This is a genomic window from Burkholderia cepacia, assembly GCF_001718835.1.
In the GTDB taxonomy this organism is placed as follows: Bacteria; Pseudomonadota; Gammaproteobacteria; order Burkholderiales; family Burkholderiaceae; genus Burkholderia; species Burkholderia cepacia_F.
The window spans coordinates 1,611,383-1,625,132 of sequence record NZ_CP013444.1; the positions used below are offsets into that span (position 1 = coordinate 1,611,383).

The 13,750-nt window shown below is 70.7% G+C and carries 10 protein-coding genes; all 10 read left to right on the forward strand.

What is annotated here, in order from left to right; translation table 11 throughout:
- The 10 genes from tssM (at position 1) to tssG (ending at position 13,741) form a co-directional block, all read left to right on the forward strand.
- Positions 1 to 3,630 carry a type VI secretion system membrane subunit TssM gene (gene tssM, locus WT26_RS27350; RefSeq protein ID WP_059522070.1) on the forward strand — a complete coding sequence of 1,210 codons (3,630 nt, stop codon included), beginning with the start codon at positions 1 to 3 and terminating at the stop codon, positions 3,628 to 3,630.
- Positions 3,612 to 4,328 (forward strand): type VI secretion system-associated protein TagF, encoded by a 717-nt coding sequence (gene tagF, locus WT26_RS27355; protein WP_081333770.1) that lies wholly within the window; start codon positions 3,612 to 3,614, stop codon positions 4,326 to 4,328. Before tssM ends, tagF begins: the two co-directional genes overlap by 19 nt.
- A 20-nt stretch (positions 4,329 to 4,348) precedes the next feature.
- Positions 4,349 to 6,439, forward strand: a complete 2,091-nt coding sequence (locus WT26_RS27360) for a serine/threonine protein kinase (RefSeq protein WP_069274390.1) — start codon at positions 4,349 to 4,351, stop codon at positions 6,437 to 6,439.
- A 55-nt stretch (positions 6,440 to 6,494) separates the two neighbouring features.
- Positions 6,495 to 7,541, forward strand: coding sequence for a type VI secretion system protein TssA (gene tssA, locus WT26_RS27365; RefSeq protein ID WP_069275158.1), 1,047 nt, complete (start codon positions 6,495 to 6,497; stop codon positions 7,539 to 7,541).
- 55 nt (positions 7,542 to 7,596) lie between these two features.
- Positions 7,597 to 8,151, forward strand: a complete 555-nt coding sequence (tssB, locus tag WT26_RS27370; RefSeq protein ID WP_059522067.1) for a type VI secretion system contractile sheath small subunit — start codon at positions 7,597 to 7,599, stop codon at positions 8,149 to 8,151.
- On the forward strand, positions 8,144 to 9,652 hold the full coding sequence (gene tssC, locus WT26_RS27375) for a type VI secretion system contractile sheath large subunit (RefSeq protein WP_059522066.1): 1,509 nt from the start codon (positions 8,144 to 8,146) through the stop codon (positions 9,650 to 9,652). The genes tssB and tssC overlap by 8 nt, the downstream gene beginning before the upstream one ends.
- 71 nt (positions 9,653 to 9,723) lie before the next feature.
- Positions 9,724 to 10,215, forward strand: coding sequence for an Hcp family type VI secretion system effector (locus WT26_RS27380; RefSeq protein ID WP_027791618.1), 492 nt, complete (start codon positions 9,724 to 9,726; stop codon positions 10,213 to 10,215).
- 16 nt (positions 10,216 to 10,231) lie between these two features.
- Positions 10,232 to 10,780 (forward strand): type VI secretion system baseplate subunit TssE, encoded by a 549-nt coding sequence (gene tssE, locus WT26_RS27385; protein ID WP_059732615.1) that lies wholly within the window; start codon positions 10,232 to 10,234, stop codon positions 10,778 to 10,780.
- Positions 10,781 to 10,784: 4 nt separating this feature from the next.
- On the forward strand, positions 10,785 to 12,656 hold the full coding sequence (gene tssF, locus WT26_RS27390) for a type VI secretion system baseplate subunit TssF (RefSeq protein ID WP_069274391.1): 1,872 nt from the start codon (positions 10,785 to 10,787) through the stop codon (positions 12,654 to 12,656).
- Entirely contained in the window at positions 12,653 to 13,741 is a 1,089-nt protein-coding gene (gene tssG, locus WT26_RS27395; RefSeq protein WP_069274392.1) for a type VI secretion system baseplate subunit TssG, read from the forward strand. Before tssF ends, tssG begins: the two co-directional genes overlap by 4 nt.
- The last annotated feature ends 9 nt before the right edge of the window (positions 13,742 to 13,750 follow it).

The following is a 13,750-nucleotide window of genomic DNA, read 5'->3' on the forward strand; positions in this document are numbered from 1 at the left end:
ATGAACCAGGCTGTCGCGCGTTTCGTCCGGCCGTTGCCGTCGCGGGAGATCTGGACCTTCGCCGGTCTCGTCGTGCTCGCGTGCTTCGTGTGGCTCGCCGGCCCGCTGTTCGCGTTCGCCGAGGTCCGCCCGCTCGAAAGCGGCTGGGCGCGCGGGCTGACGATCGCGGTGCTGTTCGTCGCGTGGGGCGCGCGCGTCGTGTGGCGCAGCTGGCGCGCCGGGCAGCTCAACGCGCAGTTGCTGAACCAGCTGCGCGAAGCGGCGCCGGGGCCGGCCACCGCCGACGATCCGGCGAAAGCGCAGCTCGACGAGTTGCGCAGCCGCTTCGACGAAGCCGCGACGCTGCTGAAGAAAGTCCGCTTCGGGCAGGCCGACACCGTACGCAAGGGCCTGCCGCGCTGGTTCGACCGGATGTCGCGCCAGTACCTGTACCAGTTGCCGTGGTACGTGTTCATCGGCGCGCCGGGTTCGGGCAAGACCACCGCGCTCGTGAATTCCGGGCTCAGCTTTCCGCTCGCCGAGCAGTTCGGCCGCGCGGCGATTCGCGGCGTGGGCGGCACGCGGCATTGCGACTGGTGGTTCACGAACGATGCCGTGCTGATCGACACGGCCGGCCGCTATACGACGCACGAAGGCAACCGTGCGCTCGACGAGGCCGAGTGGAAAGGCTTCGTCGACCTGCTGAAGAAGTACCGCACGCGCCAGCCGCTGAACGGCGCGATGCTGACGATCAGCGTCGCCGACCTGCTCGGCGCGTCGGAGGCCGAACGCACGCAGCACGCGATGGTGCTGCGCAAGCGGCTGCTCGAACTGCGTGCGCAGCTCGGCATTCGCTTTCCCGTGTACCTGCTGGTGACGAAGGCCGACCTGCTCGCGGGCTTCGCCGAGTATTTCAGCAGCTACGGCCGCACGGAGTGCGCGCAGGTGTGGGGTTTCACGTTCCCGCTCGCGCAAAGCGAGGCGCCGGGTTTCGACCTGCGCGCGGCATTCGACCGCGAATACCGGCTGCTGCACCAGCGGCTGAACGACGGTCTGCCCGAACTGCTCGCCGCGCAGACCGACGCGCGCCAGCGCGAGATGACGTACCTGCTGCCGCAGCAGATCGCCGACCTGCAGGACATGCTCGGCCAGTTCGTCGCCGAGGTGTTTTCCGTGTCGAGCTACGAACCGATGCCGATGCTGCGCGGCGTCTACCTGACGAGCGGCACGCAGGAGGGCACCGCGTTCGATCGCGTGATGAGCGGCATCAAGCGCTTCCTGAAGATCGAGGGCGTGCCGCCGGTCGCGCAGGTCGGCTCGACCGGCCGCAGCTTCTTCCTGAAGTCGCTGCTCCAGGAGCACATCTTCCGCGAAGCCGCGCTCGCCGGCAGCGACCTGCGCTGGCATCAGAAGCGGCGCGTGCTGCAGATCGCCGGCTACGTGCTGCTCGCGCTGGCGTGCGTGGCCGTGCTGGTCGCCTGGCTGCGCAGCTATTCGAACAATCGCGCGTATCTCGACCAGATCGGCGCGCGCGTGCCCGCCGTCGATGCGCAGATCGCCGGCGCGAAATTCTCCGATGCGGCCGACGTCGCCCGCCTGCTGCCCGTGCTCGACGCGCTCGGCGGCCTCGCGAATACCGGCGGCGTCGACCTGCAGCATCCGCCGCTTGCGTACCGGTGGGGGCTGTTCCAGGGCGAGAAGATCGACGAGGCCGTCGACGCCGTGTACCGGCGCGCGCTCGAGGACGTACTGCTGCCGATCGCCGCGAGCCGCATGGAGGCCGCGCTGCGCGACGCGCGGCCCGACGAGACCGAATTCGCGTATGCGGCGCTGAAGGCGTACCTGATGCTGTACGACAGCGCGCACTACGATCCTGCGTTCGTGCAGGCCGTCGTCGATCTCGAAATGGAACGCGCGCTGCCGCCCGATTTCTCGCCGGCCGAACGCACCGCGCTGCGTGCGCATCTCGCCGCGCTGTTCGGCGGCCGCGTCGCCGTGTCGCCGTATCCGATGAACGAGCGGCTCGTGGCCGACGTGCGCGACCGGTTGCGGCAGGTGCCGTTCTCGCAGCGGCTGTACCGGCAGCTCACGCTGACGCTGCGGCCGGCCACCTCCGCGTTCGACTTCAGCGTCGCGCGGGCGGTCGGCCCCGATGCGTCGCTGGTGTTCCGCCGCCAGGGCGGCAAGCCGCTGTCGGAAGGCGTGCCGGGCCTCTATACGCGCAACGGCTATCGCAACGTGTTCGCGCCGCGCCTGGCCGGCGAGGTCGAGGCCTACGGGCGCGAGGAAGTGTGGGTGCTGAACCTCGGGCTCTCCGAGATTCCCGGGCCGAACGACGCGGCCGCGTGGGCGCGCGACATACGCCAGCTGTACCTGAACGACTACCTGAAGACCTGGGACGACTATCTCGCCGACATCAGGCTGCAGCGCACCGCGACGCTCGCTCAGAGCATCCAGGTGGCGCGCGCGCTGTCGTCCGCCGATTCGCCGCTCACGCGGCTGATGGTCGCGCTCGCGCGCGACACGGCGCTCGGCGATGCACCGGGCGGCGGGGCGCGCAATCTCGCCGCGCGCGCGCAGGACAAGGTCGACGAGGCGCGCAGTTCGCTGTCGCAGATCTTCGCGAGCCAGGCAAGCGATGCGAACACGGCCGCGACGGCGCCCGCGAGCGCCGAGCAGATCGTCGACAGCCACTTCGCCGGGTTGCGCGCGTTCGCGCCGGGCAGCGGCGACCAGGCCCAGGCGTTCAATGAAGTGCTGAAGTCGATCGACGCGCTGTACACGTACCTGACGGCCACCGACGATGCATTGAGGAGCGGCGCGCAGCCGCCGCCGTCCGACGCGCCGGCGAAGCTGCGCGCACAGGCCGGCCGCCTGCCGACGCCGTTCCGCGAAGTGCTCGACGACCTGTCGAACGTCGCGAACGGCAGCGTGGCGACCGTCGAGCAGCGCAGCGTCGCGACGCGGGCCGGCGCGAATGTCGGCGACTTCTGCCGGCAGGCGATCGCGGGGCGCTATCCGTTCGCGCGCGGATCGTCGCGTGACGTCGCGCCGGCGGATTTCGCGCAGATGTTCGCACCCGGCGGCCTGATGGACGACTTCTTCCAGAAGAACCTGCAGTCGATCGTCGATACGACGTCGCACCCGTGGCGCTTTGCGAACCGCAATGCGGACGCCGATCCGTCGGCCGCCGCGATGCTGGCGTCGTTCGAGAAGGCGGCGGTGATCCGCGACGCCTATTTCGGCGGCGGTGCGCGCACCGCGCAGTTGAAAGTACAGATCCAGCCGCTCGAAATGGACCCGTCGATCACGGAGATGGTGCTCGACGTCGACGGGCAGATCGTCCGCTACGCGCACGGCCCGCTCGTGCAGAGCGCGGTCGACTGGCCGGGCCCGCGGGGCAGCAACCAGGTGCGGCTGCAGGTGTCGGGCCAGGCCGGCGCGACCGACGGCTTCTCGACCGACGGGCCGTGGGCGCTGCACCGGCTGTTCGACCGCGCGGCCGTGTCCGCCGGGCGCGGTTCCGACCAGATGATTGCGCGCTTCACGGTCGACGGCAAACCGATCGTGCTGCAAGTGAATGCGGGCAGTGTCCGCAACCCGTTCAGGCTGCCCCAGATGGAGTCCTTTACATGCCCTCCGAAGCCATGAGCCCGACACCGGCGCACACGACCGGCGGCGCATCGCCGGCCTGGTACGGGAAGATTCCCGGCGCCGGCGACTTCGTGAACAGCCGGCTGCCGCATGCGCTCGCGCTGTGGTGGGAGCGCTGGCTCCAGCAGGGGATGGCCGCGATGCGCCAGCGCGGCGCGGACGAGATCGAGCGCCATTACACGGTCGCGCCGGTCTGGAATTTCCTGATTCCGGCGGGCGCCGGCGCGTCGTGCGTGCAGCCGGGCTGCCTCGCGCCGAGCTGCGACCGAGTGGGGCGCTACTACCCGGTGATCGTCACGCTGCCGCTGCGTGCGGCCGATTACTGGAACGGGCTGCCGGACGCCGCCGACGCGTTCTACTGGCAGGTCGGCCAGGCGCTGCTCGACGCGATCCGCCATGCGCGCGCGCCGGGCGATCTCGAGCGGACGCTCGAACGCGTGCGGCTCGCGCCCGGCGGCGCAGGGCCGGCCGCGCGCGACGGCGACCCGGACGCGCCGTCGCCGCAGGCGTTGCCGGAGCGGCCTGAGCAGCCGGTGGCGCCCGCGTGGCCGGGGCTGTCCGGTTACTTCGATCCGCACGGCGGCACCAGCTTCTGGTGGACCAACCGCGCGGACGGATCGCCGCTGCGCACACACGCGCACACGGGCACGCCCGACAACGCGCTGTTCCTGACGCTGTTCGGCGGCGACGCGTAGCGGCATCGAGAGGGTTGGACATGAAGGATTCATTCGCGAGAGACAACGAGCACGACACGGCGACACGCGGCGACGCATCCGAATTCACGGTGCGGCCGCTGCCGCTCGGCCATCGCCTCGGCGAATTGCAGCTCGACGAGGTGCTGGGCATCGGCGGCTTCGGGATCGTCTATCGCGCGTTCGACCGCACGTTGCGGCGCGCGGTCGCGATCAAGGAGTACATGCCGTCGATGCTGGCCACGCGCGGCGGCGACTATACGGTGTCGCTGCGCTCCGAGCGGTTCGCGCAGGCATTCGACGCAGGGCGCGGCGCGTTCCTCAACGAAGCGCGCCTGCTCGCGCAATTCGACCATCCGGGGCTCGTCAAGGTCCTGCATTTCTGGGAAAGCCACGGCACCGCGTACATGGTGATGCCGTTCTACGAGGGGCGCACGCTCAAGCAACTGCTCGACGGCGGGATGCGGATCAGCGAGACGCAGTTGCGCAACATCGTCGGCGCGCTGCTCGGCGCGCTCGACACGCTGCATCGCGCGCAGTGCTTCCATCGCGACGTTGCGCTCGACAACGTGCTGATCCGCCCGAACGGCAGCGCGATCCTGCTCGACTTCGGCGCGGCACGCAAACGGATCGGCGATCTGGTCGACGACGGCGCGATGATGATCAAGCCCGGCTACGCGCCGATCGAGCAATACACCGACGATCCCGCGTTCAGCCAGGGGCCGTGGACGGATCTCTATGCGCTCGGCGCGGTGATGCACGCGATGATCACCGGCGAGTTGCCGCCCGCGGCCGTCGTGCGCAGCATCAAGGACACGTACCGGCCGCTCGCGTCGCGTGAACTGCCGGCGCGCGAGCGGTACAGCCCGGGGTTCCTGGCGGCGGTCGATCACGCGCTGCAACTGCGGATCGCGGACCGGCCGGAATCGGTCGCGGCGTTCGCGGCGGAGCTGGGGCTGAGCGGGTTCGGTCGGGTGGGGTATGGGGCCGACGTGGTGGCCGCTTCGTCCGGCGACACGCCGGCGTCCGCGCAGGCTTCGTCGGCGGCGGATGCTGGACCGGCGTTGAAGCGTCAGGCGGCCGGGGCCGGGAACGCCGCAGCGGCTTCGTCGGCTGACGCGTCCGGCGCCGACAGCGCCGCACCGCCTGCGTCGAGTGACACGCCTGCGACGTCGACGCAACGCCAGCCCGCGCGTGATGAAAGCGCCGTATCCGGCCAATCCGTCGCGGCGCCGGCATCTTCGACGCCCGGCGTGCAGCCTGTCGCCGACACGGCCAACGTGTCCGCGAAGGCGGCCAACGCCGCGACAGCCGCGGCTCCGACCGGCGGCCCGCAGGGAACGGACGCCCGGCGCCCCGCGCGCGCCCCGTGGCACGGCGGTCGCCGCGCGGGCGTCTATGCCGGCGGCGCGCTCGCCGTGCTGCTGGCGATCGGCATCGGCGCCGCCTATCTCGCGAAACCGGTGCGCACGGCCGACTCGCCGGCATCGGGTGCAAGCGTGCCGCAGGCCGCCACGCCGGCGCCGGCGATGCCGCCCGAACCGGGCCGCGACACCGGGATCGCGGTCGTACAGCACGGCCCCACGCCGATCGTCATCCCGCCGTCGAGCCAACCGGCAGCGCCATCCGTGCAAGAGCCGACGCCGGCAGTCGCGACGACGGTCGCCAGCGAACCCGCCGCGCCGCCCCCGTCACCGATCGCGAAGAACACCGCAAGCGCCGCGCCGGCAGCGCCCGGCTCGCGCATCGCGCCGGCCGGCAGCCTCGACGCGTCGGAGCGCGTCGTCAACGTGCCGCCGTCGGAAGCCGCGGCGCCGCCGGCTTCGTCCGCCCCGCCGGCCCCGTCCGCCGCAGAAACCGTCGCCGCCGCCCCGGACGAGCAGCGTCCGCCCGACCGGCCGGAAACCGTCGCGGTGCGCTTTCACGTGCGGCCGTGGGGCGACGTCTACGTAAACGGCGCGCGGCGCGGCGCGAGCCCGCCGCTGCGTTCGGTATCGCTGACGCCGGGCGTCTACGTGATCGAGATCCGCAACGGCTCGCTGCCGCCGTTGCACCGCACCGTCGCGATCGATTTCGGCAGCAAACCGGTCAACATCGACTATGCATTCGAATGACGTCAGCCAGGCGGCGCTGGCCGCCGCCGCACCCGCACCCGCCAACGGAGCCCGCATGCAGACGCCGCGCGCCGACCTGATCGACCGTCTGCTCGCCGGCCTCGCGCCCGACGCACCGTGCGGCGCGAACCTCGAATACGACGCCGCGTTCCTGCAGTTGCAGGAGCGTGCGACGCCGCGCGCCGAGCAGCAATACGGCGACACCGTGATCCCGGCCGAAGCGCCCGACTGGCGCGCGGTCGAGCGGCTCGCGCTGGCGCTGTCCGCGCGCACGAAGGACCTGCGCATCGCCGCGCACCTCGCGCGCAGCTGGACCGAGTTGCACGGCGTAGCCGGCTACGCGGACGGGCTCGCCGTCGTCGCCGGCCTGCTCGACCGGTGGTGGGACGACGTGCATCCGCGGCTCGACGCGGACGGCGAACCGGACCCGACACCGCGGATGAACGCGCTCGCCGACGTGGCCGGCGCCCACGACTGCGCGCGCGCGGCGCGCCGCCAGCCGCTGTTCGACGGCGGGCCGAGCGTGCGCGACGCCGAACGGCTGCTCGACGGCCGCGACGGCGACGCGGAGCGTGCGCCGGGCGGCCGCGAACGGCTGATCGCCGAACTCGCGCATGCGCGCGGCGACGGCTCGCGGCCCATGCAGGCGGGCCTTGCCGTGCTGGACGCGCTCGACGCGATCCGCGTGTGCGTGACGGACAAGCTGGGCCGCGAATGGGCGCCCGACGAGAGCGACTTCGAGAAGGCGCTGCGGCGGATCGCGCTCGACGTGCTCACGGTGTCCGGCCCGCAGCAGGCGGCCCCGTCCGGCGAACCGGCCGACGCATCCGGCGCCGCCGCGCCGCACGCGGCGGCCACCGCGCCGGCGCAGCCCGACGGCCGCGCCTGGCGCGACGCCGAGGTGGCGAGCCGCGACGACGTGCGCATCGGTCTCGACAAGATGTGCCGCTATTTCGAGCAGCACGAGCCGAGCCACCCGGCGCCGCTGCTGCTGCGGCGCGCGCAGCGGCTGCTCGCGCTCGACTTCTACGAAATCATCCGCGATCTCGCGCCGGAGAGCCTCGCGAAACTGGACCTGCTGAGCGGCGAGCGGAGCGAATGACACGATGCCGCGCGGGCGGCGGCGAACGGCGCAACTTGATGCGAAGGAGCAGACGATGACGGACAGAACCAAGGCGGCGGGCAGCGGACAGAAGTTCATCGCGCGCAATCGGGCGCCGCGCGTGCAGATCGAGTACGACGTCGAGACCTACGGCGCCGAACGCAAGGTGCAGCTGCCGTTCGTGATGGGCGTGATTTCGGACCTGGCGGGCAAGCGCGCCGAGCCGCTGCCGGACCTGCCGGAGCGCAAGTTTCTCGAGATCGACGTCGACAACTTCGACGAGCGGATGAAATCAGTCGCGCCGCGCGTCGCGTTCCAGGTGCCGAACACGCTGACGGGCGAAGGGATGCTCAACGTCGACATGACGTTCGAGCAGATCGACGATTTCTCGCCGGCCGCGATCGCACGCAACGTCGACGCGCTGCGCCGGCTGCTGGAGGCGCGCACCGAGCTGTCGAACCTGCTGTCGTACATGGACGGCAAGCACGGTGCCGAGCAACTGATCGAACGCGCGATCAACGACCCCGACCTGCTGAAGACGCTCGTGCGCGAGCCGCACGCGAGCGCGCAAGGCGGCGATGCGACCCAACCGGAGGCCCGCGATGAATGATCCCGTCCAGTCCCGCGTCGACGCGCGCGATGCCGCGCAACCCGCCGTCGCGCACGACGAATTCGCCGCGCTGCTGCAGAAGGAGTTCAAGCCGAAGACGGCCGAGGCGCGCGAATCGGTCGAGCGCGCGGTGCGCACGCTGGCGCAGCAGGCGCTCGAACACACGGTCGGCATGACGAACGACGCGTACGGCAGCGTGAAGCAGATCATCGCGGAGATCGACCGCAAGCTGTCCGAGCAGATCAACCAGATCCTGCATCACAACGAGTTCCAGACGCTCGAAGGCGCATGGCGCGGGCTGCATTACCTCGTCACGCATACCGAGACCGACGAGCTGCTGAAGATCAAGGCGCTGCCGGCGTCGCGCAACGAAGTCGCGCGGATGCTGAAACGCTACAAGGGCGTCGCGTGGGACCAGAGCCCGCTGTTCCGCAAGATCTACGAAGAGGAATACGGGCAGTTCGGCGGCGAGCCGTTCGGCTGCCTGGTCGGCGATTTCCATTTCAACCACAGCCCGCCCGACGTCGAGATGCTCGGCGAGCTGTCGAAGATCGCGGCGGCGGCGCACGCGCCGTTCATCGCGGGCGCGTCGCCGGAGCTGATGCAGATGGATTCGTGGCAGGAACTGTCGAACCCGCGCGACCTGACGAAGATCTTCCAGAACACCGAATATGCGGCGTGGCGCAGCCTGCGGCAGTCGGAGGACTCGCGCTACATCGGGCTCGCGATGCCGCGCTTTCTCGCACGGCTGCCGTACGGCGCGCGCACCAATCCGGTCGACGAATTCGACTTCGAGGAAGACACCGACGCCGCGAACCACGACCGCTACACGTGGGCGAACTCGGCATACGCGATGGCCGCGAACATCAACCGCTCGTTCAAGCAGTACGGCTGGTGTTCGTCGATCCGCGGCGTCGAATCGGGCGGGGCGGTCGAAGGGCTGCCGAGCCACACGTTCCCGACCGACGACGGCGGCGTCGACCAGAAATGCCCGACCGAGATCGCGATCAGCGACCGCCGCGAGGCCGAACTCGCGAAGAACGGCTTCATGCCGTTCGTACACCGGAAGAATTCCGATTTCGCGGCATTCATCGGCGCGCAGTCGCTGTACCAGCCGGCCGAGTACCACGATCCCGACGCGACCGCGAACGCGCGCCTGTCCGGCCGGCTGCCGTACCTGTTCGCGTGCTGCCGCTTCGCGCATTACCTGAAGTGCATCGTGCGCGACAAGATCGGCTCGTTCCGCGAACGCGACGACATGGAGCGCTGGCTGAACGACTGGATCATGAACTACGTCGACGGCGACCCGATCAACTCGTCGCAGGAAACCAAGGCGCGCAAGCCGCTCGCGGCCGCGCAGGTGGTCGTCGACGAGGTCGAGGACAACCCCGGGTACTACACGTCGAAATTCTTCCTGCGGCCGCACTACCAGCTCGAAGGGCTCACCGTGTCGCTGCGGCTCATCTCGCGGCTGCCGACCGCGAAGGCGGCCAACGAGTGAGCGGCGGCGCACGCAACGATCGGCATTCAACGCGGCATTCATCCTGACATCGCACTGAAACGGAGACGGTTATGGGCGTGGCAATGTTTATGAAGGTGGACGGCGTGACCGGCGAATCGGCGGACGCGCAGCACAAGGGCTGGACCGACATCCAGTCGTTCACGTGGGGCGCGAGCCAGCCGGGCGCGATGGCGAGCGGCAGCGGCGGCAACGCGGGCAAGGCGAGCTTCAACGATCTGGTCGTCGCCGCGTACATGGACAAGGGGGCACCCGCGATCATCAAGAACTGCGCGAACGGCAAGCATCTGTCGTCGGTCGAGATCTCGGCGTGCAAGACCGGCGGCACGCAGGTCGAGTTCATGCGCGTGACGCTGCAGGAGGTGCTCGTCACGTCCGCGCAGGTCGCGGGGATCGATCCGGGCGACGTCGCCGACCGGCTGATGATGCACTACGGCTTCCAGGCCGCGAAGGTGAAGAAGCAGTACTGGCAGCAGAACGACAACGGCGGCAAGGGCGCGGAGGTGACCGTCGGCTGGAACATCAAGGAAAACACCGAGATGTGACGGCGCGGAGACGACCATGGACGACCCGCGAACCCGCGACGGCCGGGAGGGCAGCCTGCGCGACCGGCTCCAGCCCGCGCTGCTCGACCGGCTCACCGACGACACGCCGCAGCGCACGAGCGAAGCGCCCGGCGCGCAGTGGATCGGCACCGAACGCCTGCGTGCGGCCGTGCTGCGCGATCTCGCGTGGCTGCTCAACACGCGCAACGCCGAGGACGGTTTCGTCGACTGGTCGGCGTTCGCGCACGCGCGGGCGTCGGTGCTCAACTACGGGATGCGGCCGCTCGTCGGCAAGCCGATGTCGGGCGTCGAGCGGATGTCGGTCGAGGCGTCGATCCGCGACGCGATCGTCCGCTTCGAGCCGCGCATCGCGCCCGACAGCGTCGACGTCCGCAGCGTGACCGACGCGCCAGGCGGCCGCGCCGGCGAACGGCGCCACAACGTGCTGCTGTTCGAGATTCGCGGCACGCTGTGGTCGATCCCGCATCCGCTCGAATTCGTGCTGCGCTCCGACCTCGATCTCGAGACGGGCGCGATGTCGCTGCAATCCGTGGCGGGAGCGTAACGCGATGGATACGCGCCTGCTCGACTACTACAATCGCGAACTCGCGTACCTGCGCGAGCTCGGCGGCGAATTCGCGCAGCAGTTCCCGAAGGTGGCCGCGCGGCTGCGGCTCAATGAATCGGGGCCGCCCGACCCGTACGTCGAGCGGCTGCTCGAAGGCTTCAGCTTCCTCACCGCGCGCGTGCAGCTGAAGATGGACGCCGAGTTTCCGCGCTTCACGCAGGCGCTGCTCGATGCCGTGTATCCCGGCTATGTCGCGCCGCTGCCGTCGATGGCGATCGTGCGGTTCGCGCCGATGCTGAACGAAGGCAGCCTCGCGCAAGGCTGGCGGCTGCCGGCCGGCACGGCGCTGCGTGCACGGCCGGCCGCGTCCGAGCAGACCGCGTGCGAATTCCGTACCGCGCACGACCTGACGCTGTGGCCGCTCGAACTCACGGACGCGGCGGTGACGGGCGCGCCGGCCTACCTGCCGCGCGGGATCGTGCCGGCCCGGCGCGACGTGCGCGGCGCGCTGCGCATCCGGCTGAAGGCGCGCGGCGGCGCGCGTCTCGCACAGTTGCCGCTCGAGCGGCTGACGTTCCATCTCGCGGGCCCGGAGCGCGACGCGCTGCACCTGCTCGAACTGATCGCCGCACATGCGCTCGGCGTCGTCGTTCACGATCCCGGCCAGCCGCCGCGCTGGGCTCATGCGCTCGGCGCGCACGCGCTCGTCCACCAGGGTTTCGATCCCGCGCAGGCGATCCTGCCCGACGACGGCCGCAGCTTCCACGGCTACCGGCTGCTGCGCGAGTATTTCGCGTTCCCGGCGCGCTTCCTGTTCTTCAGCATCGGCGGCCTGCGTGCCGCGCTCGCCCGCGCGACCGGCGACGAGTTCGAGCTGACCGTGCTGTTCGACCGTCACGACGCGGCGCTCGAGGCGGCCGTCAGCGCGCGCCACCTCGCGCTGAACTGCACGCCGGCCGTGAACCTGTTCGCGCGCCGCGCCGATCGCATTCAGTTGCAGCCGGGCGCGCGCGAACACCATGTCGTCGTCGATCGCAGCCGGCCGCTCGACTACGAGGTCTATGCGGTGCAGCGCCTCGCGAGCGAGCAGCGCGACGACGGCCAGTCGCGCGAATTCCGGCCGTTTCACGCATCGTTCGCCGGCGACGACGGCAACCACGGCGCGTACTACACGGTGCGGCGCGAACCGCGGCTCGTCTCCGCCCAGGCGCGCGCGAACGGCACGCGTACCGGCTACGTCGGCAGCGAGACCTACGTGTCGCTCGTCGACAGCCAGTGCGCGCCGTACGACGAGACGATGCGCTACCTGGCGGCCGACACGCTGTGCACGAACCGCGACCTCGTGCTGCTGCAGCCGCCCGGTGACGCGAACACGTTCACGCTGCGCGTGTCGGCCCCGGTCGACAGCATCGTCGCGATCCGCGGCCCGTCGCGGCCGCGTCCGCCGATCGCCGACGCGCAAACCGCGTGGCGGCTGATCCGCCATCTCGGGCTCGCACGTCACACGCTGACCGATCTCGACGACGACGAAGGCGCGCATGCGCTGCGCGAACTGCTCGGCCTGCATGCCGACCCGGCCGATGCCGCGATGCGCCGGCAGATCGACGGCGTGCTGCGCGTGGCGTTTTCGCCGGTGTTCCGGCGGTTGCCGGCGTCCGGCCCCTTGATGTTCGGTCGAGGCGTGCAGGTCGACGTAACCGTCGACGACCATGCGTTCTCCGGCGACAGCCCGTTCCTGCTCGGCGCGGTGCTCGAACAGTTCTTCGCGCGCCACGTGTCGATCAACGCGTTCGCCGAATGCGTGCTGACCAGCGCGCAGCGCGGCACGCTCGCGCACTGGCCGGCGCGTGTCGGCAGGCGGCCCGTGATATGACGCACGACTTGTCTCCGCGTGCCGGAACGGCCACCGAAGCTGCACGCCGCGACGCGTGGTGGGCGCGCCTGCGTGCCGCGCCGCACGGCTACGACCTGTTCCAGGCGCTGCGCTGGCTCGACGCGCTGTCGCCCTGCCGCGCGCCGCTCGGTCATGCCACGCGGCCGCGCGACGAGCCGGTGCGGCTCGGGCAGCAACCGTCGCTGGCGTTCGCGGCGTCGATGCTCGCCGGCGTGACCGACGGCGGCACCATGCCGCCGCGCATGGCCATTCACGGATTCGGGCTGTTCGGCCCGAACGGGCCGCTGCCGACGCACCTGACCGAATACGCGCACGAACGTGCCGCGCAGCACGACGATCCGACGTTTGCCGCGTTCGCCGACCTGTTTCATCACCGGCTGATCCTGCTGTTCTACCGTGCGTGGGCCGACGCGCAGCCGACGGTGAGCCTCGATCGCCCGGAACGGGCGCGATTCGATGGTTATGTCGCGAGCCTGATCGGGCGGGCCGCACACGACGACAAGGCAGGCACGCAAACCGATGCCGACACGCTCGCGCCGCATGCGCGCTATTTCCATGCCGGCCATCTCGTACGGCACACGCGCAACCCGGAAGGGCTCGTGCAGATCCTGCGCCGGCATTTCGGTGTCGAGGCCCGCATCGTCGAGCACGTGCCGCAGTGGGTCTCGATCGAGCGGTCGCAGCGCTGCACGATCCGCGCGACGCGGCCGACCTTGCGACTGGGCGCCGTCGCGCTCGGCATCGCGGTGCGCGATGCGCAGTCGCGCTTCCGGATCGTGCTCGGCCCGCTGTCGCTCGACGCGTACCGCCGCTTCCTGCCGGGCGGCCCGCATGCGCGGCAGCTCGCGTCATGGGTGCGCGAATACGTCGGCATCGAGTTCGACTGGGACGTGCAGCTCGAACTGGCGGCCGACGCGGTGCCGGCGATCGCGCTCGGCGCGCCGCAGGGCATCGGCCGCACCGCGTGGCTCGGGCAGCGGCTCGAGCCGGGCCCCGCGCGCGACCTCGTCGTCCGCTACGACGTGCGGCGCGCCGGCGCATCCCTTCATCGCGAAACCGCCTAAACGGGAACC

Coding starts and splice junctions, on each gene's coding strand:
- tssM (WP_059522070.1), top strand. CDS start 1: ATGAACCAGGCTGTCGCGCGTTTCGTCCGGCCGTTGCCGTCGCGGGAG.
- tssE (WP_059732615.1), top strand. CDS start 10,232: ATGGACGACCCGCGAACCCGCGACGGCCGGGAGGGCAGCCTGCGCGAC.
- tssA (WP_069275158.1), top strand. CDS start 6,495: ATGCAGACGCCGCGCGCCGACCTGATCGACCGTCTGCTCGCCGGCCTC.
- tssB (WP_059522067.1), top strand. CDS start 7,597: ATGACGGACAGAACCAAGGCGGCGGGCAGCGGACAGAAGTTCATCGCG.
- WT26_RS27380 (WP_027791618.1), top strand. CDS start 9,724: ATGGGCGTGGCAATGTTTATGAAGGTGGACGGCGTGACCGGCGAATCG.
- tagF (WP_081333770.1), top strand. CDS start 3,612: ATGCCCTCCGAAGCCATGAGCCCGACACCGGCGCACACGACCGGCGGC.
- tssG (WP_069274392.1), top strand. CDS start 12,653: ATGACGCACGACTTGTCTCCGCGTGCCGGAACGGCCACCGAAGCTGCA.
- WT26_RS27360 (WP_069274390.1), top strand. CDS start 4,349: ATGAAGGATTCATTCGCGAGAGACAACGAGCACGACACGGCGACACGC.
- tssF (WP_069274391.1), top strand. CDS start 10,785: ATGGATACGCGCCTGCTCGACTACTACAATCGCGAACTCGCGTACCTG.
- tssC (WP_059522066.1), top strand. CDS start 8,144: ATGAATGATCCCGTCCAGTCCCGCGTCGACGCGCGCGATGCCGCGCAA.